12 protein-coding genes, 5 pseudogenes and 1 other annotated feature are annotated in these 18,394 nt (G+C 35.6%); of the genes and pseudogenes, 4 read left to right on the forward strand and 13 right to left on the reverse strand.

Translation table 11 applies throughout. The features are described 5' to 3' along the window. The first annotated feature begins 32 nt into the window (after positions 1 to 32). The gene (locus ACZLO7_RS15910; protein ID WP_464941359.1) at positions 33 to 884 is read left to right on the forward strand and encodes a DegV family protein; all 852 of its coding nucleotides are present in this window, start codon (positions 33 to 35) and stop codon (positions 882 to 884) included. Positions 885 to 1,364: 480 nt separating this feature from the next. Here the strand turns inward: ACZLO7_RS15910 and ACZLO7_RS15915 are convergent. Further along, a pseudogene (locus ACZLO7_RS15915) lies at positions 1,365 to 2,405 on the reverse strand (serine hydrolase domain-containing protein); the annotation flags it as partial. A gap of 421 nt (positions 2,406 to 2,826) precedes the next feature. On the opposite strand from ACZLO7_RS15915, the gene ACZLO7_RS15920 reads away from it, so the two are divergent. Continuing rightward, a complete protein-coding gene (locus ACZLO7_RS15920; RefSeq protein ID WP_464941357.1) occupies positions 2,827 to 4,620 on the forward strand; it encodes a response regulator in 1,794 nt (597 codons plus the stop codon). A 1,055-nt stretch (positions 4,621 to 5,675) separates the two neighbouring features. Here ACZLO7_RS15920 and ACZLO7_RS15925 read toward each other — a convergent pair. From ACZLO7_RS15925 to ACZLO7_RS15975, 11 genes and pseudogenes are all read right to left on the reverse strand, one after another. Next, positions 5,676 to 5,822, reverse strand: a pseudogene (locus tag ACZLO7_RS15925) (serine hydrolase domain-containing protein); the annotation flags it as partial. Positions 5,823 to 5,877: 55 nt separating this feature from the next. Beyond that, entirely contained in the window at positions 5,878 to 6,363 is a 486-nt protein-coding gene (locus ACZLO7_RS15930) for a DUF4825 domain-containing protein (RefSeq protein WP_464941356.1), read from the reverse strand. Next, complete coding sequence (locus tag ACZLO7_RS15935) at positions 6,360 to 6,629, reverse strand: hypothetical protein (RefSeq protein ID WP_464941355.1); 270 nt, start codon at positions 6,627 to 6,629, stop codon at positions 6,360 to 6,362. The genes ACZLO7_RS15930 and ACZLO7_RS15935 overlap by 4 nt, the downstream gene beginning before the upstream one ends. Before the next feature lie 9 nt (positions 6,630 to 6,638). Further along, positions 6,639 to 7,250: a DUF4304 domain-containing protein gene (locus tag ACZLO7_RS15940; protein WP_464941354.1), complete on the reverse strand. Its 612-nt coding sequence runs from the start codon at positions 7,248 to 7,250 to the stop codon at positions 6,639 to 6,641. Between the two features lie 557 nt (positions 7,251 to 7,807). Then, complete coding sequence (locus ACZLO7_RS15945; protein ID WP_464941353.1) at positions 7,808 to 8,593, reverse strand: alpha/beta fold hydrolase; 786 nt, start codon at positions 8,591 to 8,593, stop codon at positions 7,808 to 7,810. A 355-nt stretch (positions 8,594 to 8,948) separates the two neighbouring features. Beyond that, positions 8,949 to 9,064, reverse strand: a pseudogene (locus ACZLO7_RS15950) (transposase); the annotation flags it as partial. Between the two features lie 23 nt (positions 9,065 to 9,087). Beyond that, positions 9,088 to 9,927, reverse strand: a complete 840-nt coding sequence (locus ACZLO7_RS15955; protein WP_464941362.1) for an alpha/beta fold hydrolase — start codon at positions 9,925 to 9,927, stop codon at positions 9,088 to 9,090. 301 nt (positions 9,928 to 10,228) lie between these two features. Next, a pseudogene (locus ACZLO7_RS15960) lies at positions 10,229 to 10,696 on the reverse strand (GNAT family N-acetyltransferase); the annotation flags it as partial. An 8-nt stretch (positions 10,697 to 10,704) separates the two neighbouring features. Further along, positions 10,705 to 11,646, reverse strand: a complete 942-nt coding sequence (locus ACZLO7_RS15965; RefSeq protein WP_511261353.1) for an IS30 family transposase — start codon at positions 11,644 to 11,646, stop codon at positions 10,705 to 10,707. Between the two features lie 305 nt (positions 11,647 to 11,951). Then, positions 11,952 to 12,175: a binding site (T-box leader), on the reverse strand. A gap of 335 nt (positions 12,176 to 12,510) precedes the next feature. After that, a complete protein-coding gene (locus ACZLO7_RS15970) occupies positions 12,511 to 13,125 on the reverse strand; it encodes a cysteine peptidase family C39 domain-containing protein (protein WP_464940548.1) in 615 nt (204 codons plus the stop codon). A 292-nt stretch (positions 13,126 to 13,417) separates the two neighbouring features. Then, positions 13,418 to 13,937, reverse strand: a pseudogene (locus tag ACZLO7_RS15975) (DUF2441 domain-containing protein); the annotation flags it as partial. Between the two features lie 326 nt (positions 13,938 to 14,263). Between ACZLO7_RS15975 and ACZLO7_RS15980 the strand changes: the two are divergent. Together ACZLO7_RS15980 and pepF are read left to right on the forward strand one after the other, a co-directional pair. Next, entirely contained in the window at positions 14,264 to 14,950 is a 687-nt protein-coding gene (locus ACZLO7_RS15980) for a phosphoribosylaminoimidazolesuccinocarboxamide synthase (protein WP_464940549.1), read from the forward strand. 141 nt (positions 14,951 to 15,091) lie between these two features. Then, positions 15,092 to 16,900 (forward strand): oligoendopeptidase F, encoded by a 1,809-nt coding sequence (pepF, locus tag ACZLO7_RS15985; RefSeq protein WP_464940550.1) that lies wholly within the window; start codon positions 15,092 to 15,094, stop codon positions 16,898 to 16,900. Positions 16,901 to 17,628: 728 nt separating this feature from the next. Here pepF and ACZLO7_RS15990 read toward each other — a convergent pair. Continuing rightward, positions 17,629 to 18,303: a TerC family protein gene (locus ACZLO7_RS15990; protein WP_464940551.1), complete on the reverse strand. Its 675-nt coding sequence runs from the start codon at positions 18,301 to 18,303 to the stop codon at positions 17,629 to 17,631. Between the last annotated feature and the right edge of the window lie 91 nt (positions 18,304 to 18,394).

An 18,394-nucleotide genomic window follows, 5' to 3' on the forward strand; every position in this document is an offset into this window, starting at 1 on the left:
ACTAATAGAATGTAAGTTGGAGGAGATGTACAGTGAGAAGAATTATTTTATCGACTGAGAGTGGGGCCGATTTGCCGGAAGTTTTAGCGGACAAACATGATGTACAAGTGATACCGATGCACGTAATCATGGATGGTCAGGATTATTTAGATGGTCATCTATCCGTAAATGAAATTTATGATTTTTATGATTGCACAAAAAAGATACCATCTACATCTGCCACTAATGTCCATGAGTATCATGAGTTTTTCAAGAAAATTAGAAAGGATTTTCCTGATAGTATCATTATTCATATTGGTTATACGTCAAAGGCATCTGCTTCCTTTCAAAATGCGTTAATAGCAGGGGAAGATTTTAAGGATCTTTTTTTAATTGATGCTTTGAACGTTACAGGTGGATTAACTGCAGTTGTGATGTATACTGTTTCTTTGCTAGAGAAAGAACCTAGGATTGATCCTGTTCACTTAATAGAAAAAATCGAATCAAAGGTTCCTAAATCCAGGCTTGCTTTCATTCCTGGTAGCTTAGATTTTTTAAGAGCAGGTGGACGAGTAAGTAATTTAGCTTATCTCGGAGGTGCTTTGTTGAAAATAAAGCCATGCATTGAATTAGTAGAAGGAAAGCTTGTTTCAACTAAAAAATATCGTGGAAATATGAGCACTGTTGCTGAAAAATTAATGCGTGATTATTTAAATCAATATGACATTGATAGACAACAAATTTATTTTATATACTCAATCGGACTCAGTGAAAATATCAAGCAACGGGTAAATGAAATTGCAAATAAAACTGGATTCAAAAATATTACTTGGATTCAAGCCGGTGCTATGATCTCTACTCATTCTGGTCCTGGAGGATTTGGGATTGCAGGAATAGAAGTTTAACATTGTATACAGTACATTAAAAATCTAAGAAGGCTTCATCGATAAGAAGAAGCCTTCTAAAACAATCGCGCCCGATTGTTGGATATCAAACTTCGTACAATTGTATCAGATGGATCAGCCTTTTTTGAACGCACCTGTTAGTAAATGAAGTATCTTAATGAAATCTAATAGCTATCAAAAATTAACAACGATAATTTAATGACTGTTCCTTGTAAGAGCTACTTTCACAATGTACATTCTTTTTACTCATTGGTAATTGTACAAAAACATATAATTTGTTTTTTTGAGAACCATTCGACTTAACGTTTGTAACAACAAGAAAAATAAAAGGTTGATTCCTTAACGGCTTTTTTAAGGTTAAATTTGCTTACTTTACAAGATCCCCGAAATGTTGGCAGTAACCCTTACATGAAGAGACTGCAATCTCAGCAAGAAAACCGACATCGCTCTCAAATAAAGGGAGCGATGTCGGCTTTAAACTTAACGGCCAAACTCCTTATTGATTATTTTATCGTGAGCCGGCGACACTACCGGGCCTACCGCGTTGATGGCCGTTACCAAAATATGCTTCCCGTCTAGAGATCCAAAGGCTCTCGATTCATATCCGAAAGTACCGCCGGCATGCCCCCAGTAGGATTGCCCGTCTGCTGTTTTAAATTCATAAATTCCTAGTCCGACTTTACCAAAAGGTCCATCTACTGTTGTGTGCATCTGGTCCATCATCTCTTGAGATAGAAGCTCCCCGCCCAACAGCGCACTGAAGAAGGTAGTCAAATCTATGGTTGTTGAGACTATATCTCCGGCTGCATTTGCCCATGATTGATTCATTTCTGTAAAATCATACAAATGACCCGATCTGTCCATATTATATCCTGTGGCATGCTTACCCGGAATTTCGTGACTATTTCCCATCACAAATGTTCCTGTCATCCCAAGAGGTATGATGAAACGTTTCCTGATCTGCTCCGCATACGTTTCTCCTGTTACCTTCTGAATAATTTGACCGGCTAGTACAGTATTCATGTTGGAATAGTTCCAGCCCTTCCCTGGCGCAAATACAGGCGGCTTTGAAAGTCCCATGCCGATAAGCTCATCGACGGAATAGTAACGGTATGGATTTTGAGGCAAAGTAATATCTCGGAAATCCAAATCTGTATAGCTAGCAAGACCACTTGTATGATTCAATAACTGACGAATCGTAATTTTATTGCCGTCATACCCTTTACCTTTTATGACCCCTGGCAACCATTTTTCAACCGAATCATCCAGACTCAATTTTTTCTCGTCAGCCAACTGCAATACAACAGAGGCGGTGAACGTCTTCGAAATGCTTCCAATACGGAATGAGAAATCGGACTCCACCGGGCGTGGTACTTCGTAACTTGCTGTACCTGTAGCGTAAGACCAGGTTTTCCCGTCCTGTAGCCCGCCCGCTATGACACTTGGGACTCCTTTGGTGGTAACTACTTGATCCATGACGCGTTTGACTTCTTCCCTATGCTTTCTTTTCTTTTCTTTCTCGTTATTGCCAACTTTATCGATAGCTTGATAGGTTGCCGTCTGATCTTTTGCGTGGACAGTTCCATAAGCATGGAAAGCCAGTGGACCCGCCAATATAGCTGTTAAAGTAAGTGCAACTCCTTTTTGAATGGTGAATGATTTCATAATGCATCGCTCCTATTATTAAGAATGTTGTTCTGATTTACCCCCTCATCTTACCTCCGTAATTATAAAATCGAACAGTGATAAAACCGCTAAGCTTTTGATGACATCTTATTTGGACCTGTCACTTATAACGCATGACAAACTGTCAACTGTCATATATGACGTACTAACCACTCCCCCTTCATTCGCTTGACGGATCGAGAAGTTATGGTGCATGATTGCTCTGAATCATTCGGCAATTGGTTTAAAAAAAAATACAAGTAGGTGTTCATAATCCGTGTTCTCCATAATGAAAAAATGGTACTGGTATGATTGGATATTTGTGGCCATACGAACACTTTGGCTGGTCATAATCGCAAGTGCTGATTTTATCAATCCGTCATTAATCGATGCGCCGCTTTGGATTGTTCTTTCTCTTGCTTTTATCGTTTACCTCGTTCCATTAATCGTCCGCTATAGGAAAGAAGACGGGTATCTTGCAGTCGATGTCACGGCAGCGGGCTTTTTTCATCTTTATTTAGCCTACGCAGCGCCGGGATTGCTTTGGTCTTTTGTTTTACTCGTGATGATTATCGGCTTGGAGAGCAGTCGAAAAACCTATATGTGGACAGGTGTCCTCTGTGGAATCGTATTCCCTGCATTGAACGGTTGGATCGCTGATCGTCTCCCGTATGAGTTTATCGTTAGCTGCAGCCTTGGTTTTGCCATCGGCATCGCGTTTAATATCTTAATTCAGTCCCATAAGCAAGCCCGAATTATTCAAGAGCAGAAGTTGTTGCTGGAGCAGCATATTAAGCGGATTGAGGAGCTTACACTGATAGAGGAGCGTAGCCGGCTTTCACATGAGCTGCATGATACGATTGGCCATGCCCTTACCTCGCTCATCGTTGGCGTCGAATCGCTACGATCGTCCGTGCCAGATTCGAAGATCGAGAGAATCGATTCGCTTGTCGGTATTGCCCAGTACAGTCTGGATGATATCCGAAAGCATCTGCACCAGCTTTCTCATACTCCGTTAAGCCATTCGTTAAGTGAATCGCTGCGGCAATTAACCGAAAAGTTTATGAAGTCGACAGGTATAACGGTCAAATTTCGTGTGATAGGCAATGAGACTCTCGTTATGCAAAAAATAAAATTTTGTCTGTATCGCTGCCTTCAAGAGTCTCTAACCAACGCGGTTCGGCACGGCCAGGCGAGCGTGATATCCGTTCAACTGCATTTCGATAGTCAGCAGCTCCGGTTACAGATCGAAGATAACGGCATCGGAATGGAAGAAATCCAATTCGGATTCGGGCTCAATGGGGTGAAGGAACGGCTTGAACTATTTAAAGGCACGCTGTCCGTTCATTCCGGGTCTGGGCAAGGAACTTTCGTCATATGTAATATTCTGTTGCAGACAGAGCCAGTACATGACACGATCCGCCTGCTGATTGTTGATGACCAGGCGATCATTACCGACAGTTTGGAGCAACTTTTGGATCAGCATGCTGATTTTACCGTCGTTGGGAAGGCGGGGGACGGGTGCGAAGCATTAGAACATTGTGAGCGGTCGCAGCCGGATATCGTGCTAATGGATATTCGCATGCAGGAAATGGACGGGCTTGAAGCTTTACTTGAGATGAAACAACGATGGCCTGATATGAAGATTGTGCTCATGTCAACTTTTGAGGATACCTTGCAGGCAGCAACTGCATTGGAGCGGGGGGCGGAAGGCTACATACTGAAGTCGATTCATCCGCGAGAGATGAAGGAAGCCTTGAAACTTGTTTATAACGGAGGAACCTGGATCGACCAATCGGTCGCTACGCGTATTTTCGAAGAGATGAGGCGTCAACGCGAGCAGTTGGAGAAGATCGGCTCAAGTAAGGAAAACTACCCGTACGGGCTTACGAAACGCGAGATGGAGATTCTGGAGCATCTGTCAAACGGGTTGCGCTACAAGTCGATCGCCGCCAAGCTATTTTTATCGGAGGGAACGATCCGAAATTACTGCTCGAATCTCTACTCGAAGCTCGACGTCAACAACCGCGAGGAAGCAATAGAAATGGCGCGAACGGAGAATATAGTGTAGGCGCTGGAGAACTTACCGATTTTTCTCTTGTTTTTTTCAAACGCTTCTTCCCGTAGTATTCAAATCGTTTATCATGCAATCTTAACAAGTTAAAGTCATATAATAGTAGTTTGAACCATTATAGAAATTTAAACTGTTTTTCACAAAAACCGCATTAATCCTTCTTGGATCAACACACTAGTTAAATTTATAAGCGCCTTGTATGTTTTATTATTTTTAACACGTTTCTTATTCAACTCCAGTTGTTTAATTACATTTCTTCACTATACAATTTAAATATCCATCTCATAAGAAATGTTACTCCATTAAATGGCCCGATTGTTGAAGAAGGAGAAACAACGTTCTAGTATTGACTATAACTTTTTGTAAACATCAGCGGAAGCTATTTTCAGTTGTTCTCTTAATTGCTTGTTTTCATTTTCCAATCAAAATGCGTTAATAGCATCGGAAGATTTAAAGTATCTTTTTTTAATTAATGCTTTGAACGTTACAGGTTTGGGATTGCAGGAATAGAAGTTTAACATTGTATACAGTACATTGAAAATCTAAAAAGGCTTCATCGATAAGAAGAAGCCTTTTGTTTTATACCAATTTATTCAGGTATATCGTCAAGAAAATGCAGATTAACAACAATAAAGAAGTTTCAACTAACAAAAAAGTACCTACCTATGTCAGTTCCTTGTTCAACTAAAGTACTCTTGTTCAATAACACCTAACATGGTTATTTGGCAGTCGAATTTGAAGGAATGGAAGATTGCGAAGTTGGCTTCGAAAATCGGGATGGATAATGTCAAACGATTATGTCTTGAGACAAATTGCTAACAGATGAACCTCATAAATGATCTTCATACGAAAGCATCCGTTAGTTCTTTAAGAAAATCAAATGCATTTTTAATACTTATGACCATTTTTCATCATCAATCCACATTTGCTTTCTTCTTAAGGCTGCTTTAATTTCAAGAGGACATAAAAACTCTTCAGAATAAACTGCACTGTTATTGCGGTCTATATTTTCCTAGAAGAACGACACAACTTCAGGCTTCTGCATATCCCCCCTAAGAAGACAAAAGAGATTTATATATTCCTCCTATAATACCTTCCATTTGATGAACACCCAATTCTGTATTCATCATTACGACCGCACCTTTCTCTAAATATGGAAATGCTACCATTATACATTGAAAACCCACTCCCCAACCAAGAAAAAGAGCTGCATATGGCAACTCAATGATTTTCAAGTAAAGCACCCGTTAAGTGCTATTCTCCAAAGAACTGATTTACTTTATTTTCATCTTCCAAATATTTTTGTGTGAGTTTTGTTAGGTCTTCTTCACTCATATATTCACTTAATTCTTTTCCGTACCAATTTTCTAATTCTTGTTTTGTAATTTTGTACTCTTGGTCATCAAAATTAAATGTAATCCACTTAGCATTTTTGACTAACTTAAATATAAATGTAGCATTGTATATTGCCATTTCTTTGTAGTTTTTTTCTATTTCATCTTCACCTATACCTTTATAATTTAAAATTATTCCATAAGGCTCTTCTTTGGTTTTAAGTTCAAATCCATTGAAATATTCACTATTAGGCAATAGAGTTACAATATTCCCTACTGCACTATTATCACCTACAAATGAATCTTTATATTGAAATATATCCTCATCTACTTCTCTTGAATTACATCCATTTAAGAAAAGTAATATCAACAATGAAAATAGGAAAAATCCAATTATTCTTTTCACTTAATATCCCCTAACATTCTAATTTTACTATAAAAATATAAATCCTTAATTAGATTATCCTGCCCCGTTAGTACAATAAGTTCAACAAAACTACTGTTTGAGATTGTTCTGCAATCTTCATTACAACAGCTTCTTCTATGTAAATTAGGTTTAAAGCCAAGTATATCTTCATACCAAATCGCTGACAATTTAGGGTCTTTTAGATTGATTATTCTGGAATGCGATTCTCCAATTAAAGCTCCCGTTAGATTAACGATAATTCCCATTTGGTGAAATCACTTTATCATTAACCCTAAATATTCAGCGAGTTCTTTGGTAAATTCTTTTTGCGAATCCAATTCGGATTCAGTATATTCTTTATTTATTCTATTTTGGGCTTCATTATTATAACCATATGTTTTATATAGAATTGTTAGGAAGTGAGGGCATTCGTACCAGCCCTGTTCTTCTTTTCTTTTCATCCCTTGGATTACATCTTCAATTGTTTGGAATTTATCAAAGTGTGGAAAAATCACATTTTGTAAATCACTTTGGACTTCTCTTTTAACTTCATCTAAATCGCTTGAGAGACCAATTTTATACCAAGTACCTGGTTCATCTTTTAACTCAGAAATACGAAGTCTAAGAACGGAATTAACTTCTGTTGGAAATTTTGGTGGTGACTCTTTATAAAATGGTCCAAACAATTTATCAGTAAAAATTCCAGTATTAAAAGTAAACTCAACATCTTCTTTCGTATTCCACTTAGAAGATTGGATATTTACAGTCCAAGCAAAATCCGAGAATATCTTTACGAAATTATTTCCTTTCTTTTTAAAACCTTTAGCCTTAAATAAAGGAGTTATATCATCTTTAATAATCTGCTTTAATACATCCTGCATAATCATCGTCTAATTCTCCATTTCCTATTTTCTCCACGAGTAATATTCTCCCTTGTTAATTGAATTCCCTGCATACCCTTATTGAACTAAACTCCCTCTACAAACATTGAAGTATCAACTATTTTCATCACTTCGCGATGTCTATATCAACGACAAGTGTATTATCAGTCACTTGATTAATTTTGTAATTCATTTTAGAATGCATTTAGGAGTCCTCCTTGTATATGTTGGGTCAATGGTCGTTGACACTCAGCATCATACTAGAGGGCTCTTTTTCTTTCAAGACCCTGAACATCTTTCAAACAAGAATGCTGCCTTTTAGTTGAATAAAAGTTAAACCTGTCCCCTACAGTCCTTTACCGCTAAAGTTTACTGCTTAATGATGAAAAATACTGGTCATTTAGTAATTAGATAGTTCTTATCCTTAGCTCAGGACAAGAACTTGTAATACTTTAATTTTTTCATTGAAACACAAAAACCCGGAGAACAGCCACTCTTTTTCAGAAGTGTCTAGCTCTCAGGTTGCAGTTCAATATGGCTTCTCCGTTAGAGCTAAGGAGGAACTATAAGCCAATAAATTGTGTCATAAGCTGGTTAAACTTATCTCGTTCTTCCCAGAAAGGGCCATGGCCACTGTATTGAAAAGGGACAAGCTGCGAGTTTCTAATTTTTTGATTTAGTTCCTGAGCTTGTGCAAATGGAATCACTTTGTCGTGAATGCCATGAACAATTAAAGTAGGGGCAGATATTTTTTGAAGATCAGTATCTAGTTTCTCATCTCTAAGTAGAACTATGATTGCCGCGGTTGACCAACCAGCTGCCTGTAATCCCATTTGAAAAAACCAGTCAGTGAATGGGCCTGTTATATACTGAAAGAAAAAGGTGTCTGTTACTTCCTGTATCATCTTAGGGCGGTCATTTAACGTTTCATTAAGAAATTTATTAGCAGTCTCTGTTGTAAAACCTATAGGAGCTGCAGCATCTATAAGGACAAGTTTAGATACTCCGTAACCATTGAACCGGGACATATACCGAATCGCGATTGCTCCACCCGTGGAGTGACCAACGAGTGTAAAGTCGTTTAAATCAAGTACACCAACTACAGTACGGATATCATCCGCCAATCTATTATAATTGTAGCCATTCATTGGCTTATCCGAATTACCGAAACCTCTCCAATCAATTCCTATACAGCGATATCCCTTTTCAGGAAGAAAATCAAATTGATACTCAAACTGTTTATGGCTTAACGGCCAACCATGTATAAAAACTATGGTCTTGCTGCCCTCGGGATTTATATCTTCCACATATAAATTTACTCCTGGTTCTACATTAACAAAGTATCCCATGTCTTTTCCTCCGTAAAGTGAATTTAACAATAAGATATTCGTGTAAAAAAAATAGGTTACTGCCTATACACTATTTTGCCTGATGTCGGCTAACTGAGCGGTGTATCTGAACTCTTCTGCCCCGTTGTACAACAAGTTCAATAAAATAGAGCGTAATCCTTCTTGTACTAAACCAGCTAATAGGATGTCAATATTTTCCTCTATAATTCTAATAAATCTTATGTTATATAATTTTGAGCATGTCAAATAGCCCTCCAAAAACCTTTTGGAAGGTTTTATATTCATTACTTGTAACCGTTAATTACGCTATTTCCTGGAAAGTTTCTTTTCTATTTAATAAAGCATAAATCCAATGTATTCCTGCAAAGGCAACCAGTTTTTTCGGATGACTAAACGGTCAATTTCACCAATCTCAGAGAGTATCGTGGCTGCGATTTTTTCTCCGATTCCTGGAATCGATTGGACAAACTTGTTATAAACCTTCTTAATTATTGTTACTCATATAAAGTTAAATTTACAAACTCTCTAAACTTCTCTTCTTCCTCAATAAATGGATTATGATTTGATTCCTCAAAAATGATTAATTGCGATTGAGGAATAAGATTTGCTATTTCAATACCAAATTCAACAGGACATTGAACATCATATCTACCTGCAAATATGTAATTAGGTATATTTACATTCTTTAATTGGTTTCGAAGATCAAAATTTTTCACTTCTTTTTTTCTAAAATAATCTAGATTTTCTCCAACTGTACGACCACTATTCGGGCGCTTAATTGCTTCTTTTAATTTATCCTCAGAATAATACGACATTAATGCCCACTCATATCCTAATTTTTGACGATCTTCTTGTACTGTATTTGGATTGTTCAACAACTCCATAATCTCAATAATTCGTGGAAAACACTTATTTTCTGAACAATAGATGCTATTCTTGTGTCCAGCATATTCTTTACTTGCTGCAGTACAACCTGCAATTAATTTTGTTAAAGATTGCGGTGAATCTATTGCATATTGCAATGCCAACATACCACCTGTTGAATGACCAGCAAATGCCCATTCTTCAATCTTTAGCGCTGTTCGAATTGCTTCTAAATCTTTTATAGCTTCTTTCATGCTAAGTTGATCTTTATTTTCAGCTTTTACCGAATGACCAGCACCCCGTGTATTAATTAAATAAACTTTATAGTAATCGGTAAAAGGGGTTGCAAATAAATTTCCACGTTTATCAAATGCCATATATAAATGTGTAATGGCTAATGGATCGCCTTGACCAGCAGTAAAATACTCAAAGATACCTCTTTCTGTTTCTATTAATCCTTGTTCCCACATAAAATTCATTCCCCTTTTCTTATCTAAAATTAAAACAAATATCTCATCTGGATTTACAATAAATGACCTAAAATCTTCAAATGTATGAAATTCATTGATTATATTTTTCAATAAGTTTCCTACTTCATATAACATTTCCGTATAAAGTAAAATATCGGATTGTTGAACACAAGTTAAACAACTCTTGAACTAACCAGCCCCGTTAGTAATAAGGTCAATAAAATAAAAACGTTAATCCTTCTTGGATCAACGCTCTTGTTTAGCTTTGTACAACAAATCAAAACTCCCTATAAGGGACAATCTAGATACTATCTTTTTTTCCAATATCATAAGGGTTTATTAATCCATAATAAAATAAGTCTTCATATCTACCATCTTTTACTACCTGATCTTTCAATAAGCCCTCTTGTACCATTCCAACTTTTTGCATAATTCTCCCGGAAGCTATGTTTGACTTGAAATAACGTGCGAAAACTTTATGCAATTTTTTTTCCTCAAATGCAAATTCTACTATTGCCTTTGCAGCTTCTGTACCGTATCCCTTTCCCCAGTATTCTTCTCCAATCCAATAGGCCATTTCTCCATTATTAAACTTTTGATTATTAGATAATGAAATAGCACCGTACAAATCTCCACTTAATCTATCTGTAATAGCGAATTCATATGAACGATCTTCATCAAAATTTTCCTTATGGTTTTCCATCCATACTAAGGCGTTGTTCAAAGAATATGGGTATGGTAAATAAAGTGTGCTTTTATAAAATGTAAATTGTCAATTCAAGTCGAACATGGCAGATAACTCATGAATATCTCAAAAGGCGTATTGAAATTAAGAACTTTTCTAGGTACTTGATTGAAATTCAAAAGAAACGTCATGATTTCATTTCGAGTTAACTTGTTAAAGTCGGTTCCTTTTGGATATGTGCGTCGGATTCGACCATTTGTATTTTCATTAGTTCCACGTTGACCTGGGACGCCAGGATCTGAAAAGTAGAATGGGATTTCCAGTCCTTTTTCAATTTCGATCCACATGTGAAATTCCTTTCCCCTATCGGCTGTTATTGATTTCACTAGTTTTTTGGGGAGGTTTTTCAGAAGAGATATAATTTCTTTAGCTGTTTCGTAGGCAGTTTTAGATGCTAATTTTTGAACGATTGTAAATCTGCTCATACGTTCTGTAAGTGTGAGAATCTGGCTTTTGTGACCTTTACCAATTATTGTGTCTACTTCCCAGTGTCCTATTTCGCTTCGTGGAGCCTGTCGTGCATGAATTTTTTTCAACTGTGGCATTTTTCCACGTGTTTCTTCTTGGTTGTTTTTCAGTTTCTTTCCTTTACGGATGAGGAGCTTTTGAGACAATTGGAATAGTCCTGCTGCTGCGTATCGGTAAATACTTGAAACGCTTATAGCGAATGGTTTTTTGTGTTCTTTTTCATATCGTCCAACAATCATTTCAGGCGACCAGCCTTTCTTTAAATGGACAAGAATATACTTGATATCATCTAAATCAACCATGGGCTTACAACCACAGTTTTCACGCTTATTTTCATAATCCATTTGCGCTTGAAGTGCATTGTAAGGGCAGACACGGTCCAATTCGTATTTAATCGTGCTTTTGCTTCTTTTTAGTTGTTTTGCGATATAGGAAATAGATTTATTAACCAGTCTATATTCTTCGATTAAAACACGTTCCCATGGTAAAATGTGTGTATAGCTCATCGGGAGCACTCCTTTATTAGTTGATTGGCGTTAACTAATGTGTACCCGATTGAGCTATTTTTTATTTATCTTTCGTTCGACTTAATATGATAATCTACAAATATTAAAATTATTACATAATGCTTGAACGGATTCTGCATCACTTTTTTCAAAAAGTCTCAAATACAATCTGTCAGTAAGAATTGTATTTTTTAATTTATTATATTTCATAAAATACCCTCCAATTTAAGTTTTAAAATACCATCTAAATAAATGTGTAAAGCTGAGTCACCCTCCTTTTATAAATATAAAAAGCCTATCGTCTCTATAGAGACGATAGGCTTAACCCAACGTGGTACCACTCTAGTTAATTTGCCAGAAAACAACAAATTTTCTTATGACATGTTAACGAAATTTATCCGTTTAGACCTACTCAATTTCAGTCTAACCACTCATAAGCGACTTCAGGAGTTTTATTGACTACCTTCTCAGCAAACGATAGCTCTCTGAACAACTTCTGCTCCTTACTACTCTTATTCATAGTGTTTTGTTTATTTTCAAACATTATACCATATCATTAATATCTTTCAACATCATTTACCTTTTTTACCTCTTATTGTTAAGGATATTTCTGTCAGTTTGATAAATTCTCTTTTACTTCAAACTTCATGTACATTTTTATACATTTCATACGTTCTAAAAATAAAAAATCACCTTAGATAAGATGATTTTTATAACTCGTTTAGTTACTAGCATCCGTTAGCAAAACTAGGCAGAGTAAAAATATCTTCAACAAAAGTTCCATATTATTGAAAATTAATAAGACTCCATCAATGTTTAGTATTTTTTCTCTTTGTGTCCAGATAAAATTCTTCGTCATTAATATTAGCTCTGTGTGGCGCCTACGGTTATGTAAGTATTGCTATAAAGAAGCATTTTAATATTTTTCACATTCCACAATTCCCTAAATTCATTAATAGGAACTTTTCGATTATAGCTATTGTTATCATCATTACAATTCACCAGGTGCCTTAATGATTCTGAAAGATAGAAATACTCCTTGTCATATCCTACGACAGGGACAAAATGCAAATTATTACGATCCTTATGTACTTTAATAAAAACAATTACGGGAGTCCCTTTACTAACTTCGTACTTTAATGTATTTATATTTCCTTTATAATAGTTTGTTTTAAATCCCTTTTTTCTTAACACCGTACGGATTCCCTTTGGATATACATTGCCTGACCTCATTTTACTAGGGAAATTAGTATATAACTCTTCACCATCGGCCTCCATTCCAAAATGACGCAACACATATGCTGTTGAAAATGCTGCACATTCCCTATTGTTTTGTATATCTATCCTATTATTTCGTTTAATTAGATAGTTAGCCGGATAATCTCTTTTTCGTAAAACAGGTATGGGTAATGTCATTAAATATGCATTAATGATAGTTGATATAATAATCCATAAAATAACTGTTCTAACTATAAACATACTACTTCCCCCCATTGCTTTGCGTCCATATCGAAACAATATTCTAAGTCCTTCTTTCTAATAATATCCATATTATAACATCTATTATTCAACTAAACTCCTCTTTAGTTGAAAAAAAAAGCTGTCTGGACAGCTCCAAGATTTTCTACTAAGCACCCGTTAGCCTTATTAATGTCCGCTCTCCTCTTTTTTTAACGATTAGGCAAGGGTCTTCTTAAGTATTGTCATTTTTCTTTTCTTGAAGAAATTAATTTTCATGGTAGTTGAATAAAAAAAGAGCCGTACGAACAGCTCAATAATCGTCCACTAAAGTACTCGATAATGATGAAAAATCTTCAATAACTTCTACCACTTCAATGATTCCGTTAACCAAAAACTCAGGTAGTTCATTTTTCACATTACCCTTCCAATATTCTATAGCTTGTTCAATTTTCCGAGAGAAAGGGACCCCATCCGCCTTTGGTAAAAGGTTAGCATCTCCCTCAAAATAATTCCCAATAACTAGAAGTTTATCAATGTGCAAAACCTTCCGATTGTAAGAATCAAATAACGCTCTCCATTTCAAAGCGTCTTCATAGTTTTTCGTAGTGTATAAGCAAGACAACCTTGAAGTCTAAGCATTTCTACTATAGCTTCTCTAATAGCTCTGATGGTTTGGTCAACACTATTTAAAGTTACTTGGGCATTTCTTTACTCAAGTTCAAGCCTTCTTTTGTAGAATGACCCTGTAAAGTTTGAATGAAGTCATCGCCTTTAGAATTCAATTGTTCTCTTTCAAAAAAGAAGCGATATAAGGTGTCCTTTTGGTTCTTGATTGCGTACAGCTGAAAGCTGCACATTGAATTTGCAAAGGCATTTTCCCCTTATGCTCTTTCTAACTTTTTTCCGAATTCCGGTTTTATTTTAACCCCTGCTAAAGCTTTTTAAAAAGACGAGAGAAAAATTGTTGCACATTGTATAAAGAATGCTGATGTATCAAACTGTATTGCTTTAACTCTTGACTTTTAATAAAACGAATGAGTTTACTGCTTTCTAGATGATTATTCGTCTTTTTTACATACATTTCCCTTTTTTATGAAAAAAACTACCATTTTTAAACTAAATAACTTACAATTACAGTGAAACGGAGGCTGAATGTATGGAACTTAAATATCAAGGGAAAACAAAAGATGTGTATCAATTAGAGGAAGGTCCTCTATTATTAAAATTCAAAGATGATGTAACAGGTGAAAACGGTGTGTTTGATCCGGGTGCAAATACTGTTGGCTTAACTATTGATGGTGCAGGTCGTGCAGGTTTAAGTCTCACTACATTCTTTTATAAAAAGTTAAATGCAATTGAAGTCCCTACTCATTTCATTTCTTCTGATATAGAAAATGCGACAATGACTGTAAAACCTGCTACTGTCTTTGGTAAAGGACTTGAAGTTATTTGCCGATTCCGTGCTGTTGGTAGCTTTTTACGTCGCTACGGTGCTTATGTAGAAGAAGGACAAAAACTAGAGTCTTTCGTAGAAGTTACGATTAAGGATGACGATCGTTTAGATCCACCTATCTCGGCTGATGCATTAGCTGAGCTTCAAATTCTTTCCCATGATGAATATGAAACTTTAAAACAACATACTGTTGAGATTTCAAACTTCGTTAAAGCGGAACTAGCTAAAAAAGGTTTAGAACTTTATGATATTAAATTAGAATTTGGTCGAGATGCTGAAACTGGCGAAATTTTATTAATCGACGAAATTTCTGGTGGTAATATGCGTGCTTACAAAGGTCCAGACTATATTGAACCACTTCAACTTGAAAAAATAATGCTTTCAAAATAAGTAATCTTCAGAGCTAGCCAATTTTGGCTAGCTTTTTTAGTTGGTAAATAAACTATTTATATAGAATTATTTTACTTTACTAAATATTTTCAATATAATGGAGATAATTCGAGATTCGTAATTTCAAAGGAGAGATTAGTAATGAAAAAAAGTTTTGCACCACGTAATTTAATACCTGTTGAACAAACTTGGGATTTATCCCCTCTCATGGATTCAATTGAGACATATAACGCTGGAGTTGCTCAAGTTGAAGAAGATGCACTTTTATTTAATCAAAAATACATTGGTAATATTATAGATGCTAAATCTGTCGTACAAGTATTGACGGACTATGAGAAATTATATGAAAAGCTCGTTCCTTTTGGAGCCTATGCTAGCCTTTCATTGGAGGTAGATCAAACGAACGATGAGGCTCAGATGCGAGCAAGTAAATTGGGATCAATATCTGCAAAAATAGGTAGTCAATTATCATTTGTAGATAGTGATATTTCTGAGCTTTCTACTGAAATTTTAGAAGAAGCTGCTTCTATTGCTCCGCAATTTGAAAACTATATTCATCAAATAATCAAGAAAAAGGCACATCAATTGCACCCTGAAGTTGAAAAAACACTAGCAGCACTTAGTTCCTCTTTAAGTGCGCCATACGAGCTATATAATACGACAAAGCTTGTTGATATGAAATTTGACAACTTTACTGCAAACGGAGAATCGTTCCCTTTAAATTACAGCTTATTCGAGGGTGACTGGGAATTAGAAACTGATGTAAACATCCGTCGTGCAGCATTTGAAGCTTTCTCAAACAAACTCCGTGAATACCAACATACAACGGCTAAAACATATAACACACATATCACGACTGAAAAAACACTGTCTGACTTGCGTGGCTATGAATCTGTTACAGATTATTTACTATTTGATCAAGAAGTCGACCGTACATTATATAACCGACAAATCGATTTAATTACTACAGAATTAGCACCACATATGCGACGCTATGCTAAGCTGTTACAAAAAGTTCATGGCTTAGACAAAATGACATTCGCCGATTTAAAAGTTCCATTAGACCCTGAATTTGAGCCTATGATTACGGTGGAAGAATCAAAGAATTATATGGAAAATGCGCTTCAAATAATGGGCGATGAATATATGGATATGATTAGAAAATCATATAGTGAACGATGGATTGACTTTGCACAAAATGAAGGAAAATCTACAGGTGCATTTTGTTCAAGTCCTTACGGATTCCATCCTTATATTTTAATCTCTTGGACTAGTCGTATGAATGAAGTATTTGTCTTAGCACATGAGCTTGGACATGCAGGGCACTTTGTCAATGCACATAAGAAGCAATCGTTATTTAACAGTCGACCTTCAACTTATTTCATAGAGGCCCCTTCTACAATGAATGAAATGTTAATGGCCAATTACTTATTGAAAACAGCTGAGGATGCTCGCTTTAAACGATGGGTTATTGCATCAATTATCTCTCGTACTTATTACCATAATTTCGTTACTCACTTATTAGAAGCTGCATATCAACGTAAAGTGTATGACAAAGTTGATGCTGGGGAGAGCGTGAATGCTAATGTATTAAATCAATTAAAACGTACAGTATTGGAAGATTTCTGGGGTGATGCAGTTGAAATTACTGAAGGTGCCGAACTTACTTGGATGCGACAACCTCACTATTACATGGGCTTATACCCATACACTTATAGCGCAGGATTAACGATTTCTACAGAAGTATCACAACGCATTTTAAATGAGGGTCAACCTGCTGTTGATGACTGGCTGAAAGTATTACAAGCAGGTGGCACTAAAACGCCTGTAGAGCTTGCTCAAATGGCCGGAGTTAATATTACGACTGATGAACCACTTCTTAATACAATTGCTTTTATCGGGGATTTAATTGACCAATTAGAAAAGCTAACAGACGAAATAGAAGCCTAATTTTGGTTATACCAAATGGACCTTCCGATTAACAATCAGTAGGTCCATTTTCTCCTCTATGCTTTAATGCCTTTTCACTTTTTTCTTTCCCGCTGCTTGTTACCTTTTTGTATACAACCTCTAAATCTTTAATTTTGCATAATACATCCCCATTCTCATTTGTTTAAAGAAAATGGTGTACTGTCCCATACATTCATTTTGGTATCTATACTCCCGATTATTTTCAAGTACTTTTAATACACATCAGTTTATCTAACAAAAAATCATATGATATATATTAAGCGTTTAAAAATGGATTAAAAATACTAAACGGGTTTTATTTCATACAAAAAATACATTTCTAAGCTTCATTCGAATCTAATATATTTATATGATGGATTATTTTAGAACTCGGAATTACAAGTAATTAACCATTAAATTCATGTTGTTCATATGTAATAACTTTTTTCGAAAATTGATTAATTAACTAAAAAATGCGACTTCATAACAATTGCCATAAAGTCACATTTTCTATATCAAATAATATATAAACACAGTAAAGAAATAACATCCTCATCCTATATTGGAGATTAAAATAATCATCCAATTGTATACAAAATAAAATATTTCTTTCCACCATTTTCTCAAATCCTATGTGAATCGTTAAAAACTCATTTTTATGTAGATTTGATGTTGTTGACCATTTTTTGTTAAACATGGATAGGTTGATATATTCAACTATATGATAGTTATTTTGCATAATGACGTGTTTGACGACTTTTAATCCATAAACCTAATATGACCAATAAAATCATACTAATTGTAGGAATAGCAAATGCCATTTGAGGGAATGTTTGTTCAACGAATCGTTCCCCGTATTTGTCAGCTACTACCATATGCCCTGCTGTATAAGCAATCATTAATGCACCAATCCAAATAAGAATCGGGAATTTATCCATTAACTTAATGATCAATTGACTACCAAATACAATTAGCGGGATACTTACTGCAAGTCCAAATATAATTAATCCCATATGACCGTCTGCAACTCCAGCAACTGCTAATACATTATCTAAACTCATAACAAAGTCAGCGATTATAATTGTGCGAATAGCTGTGAATAGTGAGTTGCCACTCTTCAAATCAGGATCTCCACCGTCAGATTTTAACAAATCCAGTGCAATATAGAATAATAAAAAACCACCTACTAATTTAACTAATGGGATTTGTAATAACCACACAGCTACGAATGTAAGTACTACTCGTAAAACAATGGCTCCTGCAGTACCAATAAGAATTGCTTTTTTTCGTTGTCTTTTTGGTAAATTACGACATGCTAGTGCGATGACTACTGCATTATCACCACTTAAAACAATGTCTAGCAAAATAATGGATAAGATTTTTGTTATAAAAGCTGCATCCATTTGTTCTCCTTCTTTCTATTTAGATATCGTTAACTATTCTACTCCTTTATAAATAAATGGAAAGTTATAAACTAGGACAGACTCTATCTTA

Source organism: Viridibacillus sp. d25.2 (assembly GCF_055456015.2).

Coding starts and splice junctions, on each gene's coding strand:
- ACZLO7_RS15935 (WP_464941355.1), bottom strand. CDS start 6,629: ATGGGAATTATCGTTAATCTAACGGGAGCTTTAATTGGAGAATCGCAT.
- ACZLO7_RS15955 (WP_464941362.1), bottom strand. CDS start 9,927: ATGTGGGAACAAGGATTAATAGAAACAGAAAGAGGTATCTTTGAGTAT.
- ACZLO7_RS15970 (WP_464940548.1), bottom strand. CDS start 13,125: ATGTTTATAGTTAGAACAGTTATTTTATGGATTATTATATCAACTATC.
- ACZLO7_RS15965 (WP_511261353.1), bottom strand. CDS start 11,646: ATGAGCTATACACACATTTTACCATGGGAACGTGTTTTAATCGAAGAA.
- ACZLO7_RS15990 (WP_464940551.1), bottom strand. CDS start 18,303: ATGGATGCAGCTTTTATAACAAAAATCTTATCCATTATTTTGCTAGAC.
- ACZLO7_RS15940 (WP_464941354.1), bottom strand. CDS start 7,250: ATGATTATGCAGGATGTATTAAAGCAGATTATTAAAGATGATATAACT.
- ACZLO7_RS15945 (WP_464941353.1), bottom strand. CDS start 8,593: ATGGGATACTTTGTTAATGTAGAACCAGGAGTAAATTTATATGTGGAA.
- pepF (WP_464940550.1), top strand. CDS start 15,092: ATGAAAAAAAGTTTTGCACCACGTAATTTAATACCTGTTGAACAAACT.
- ACZLO7_RS15980 (WP_464940549.1), top strand. CDS start 14,264: ATGGAACTTAAATATCAAGGGAAAACAAAAGATGTGTATCAATTAGAG.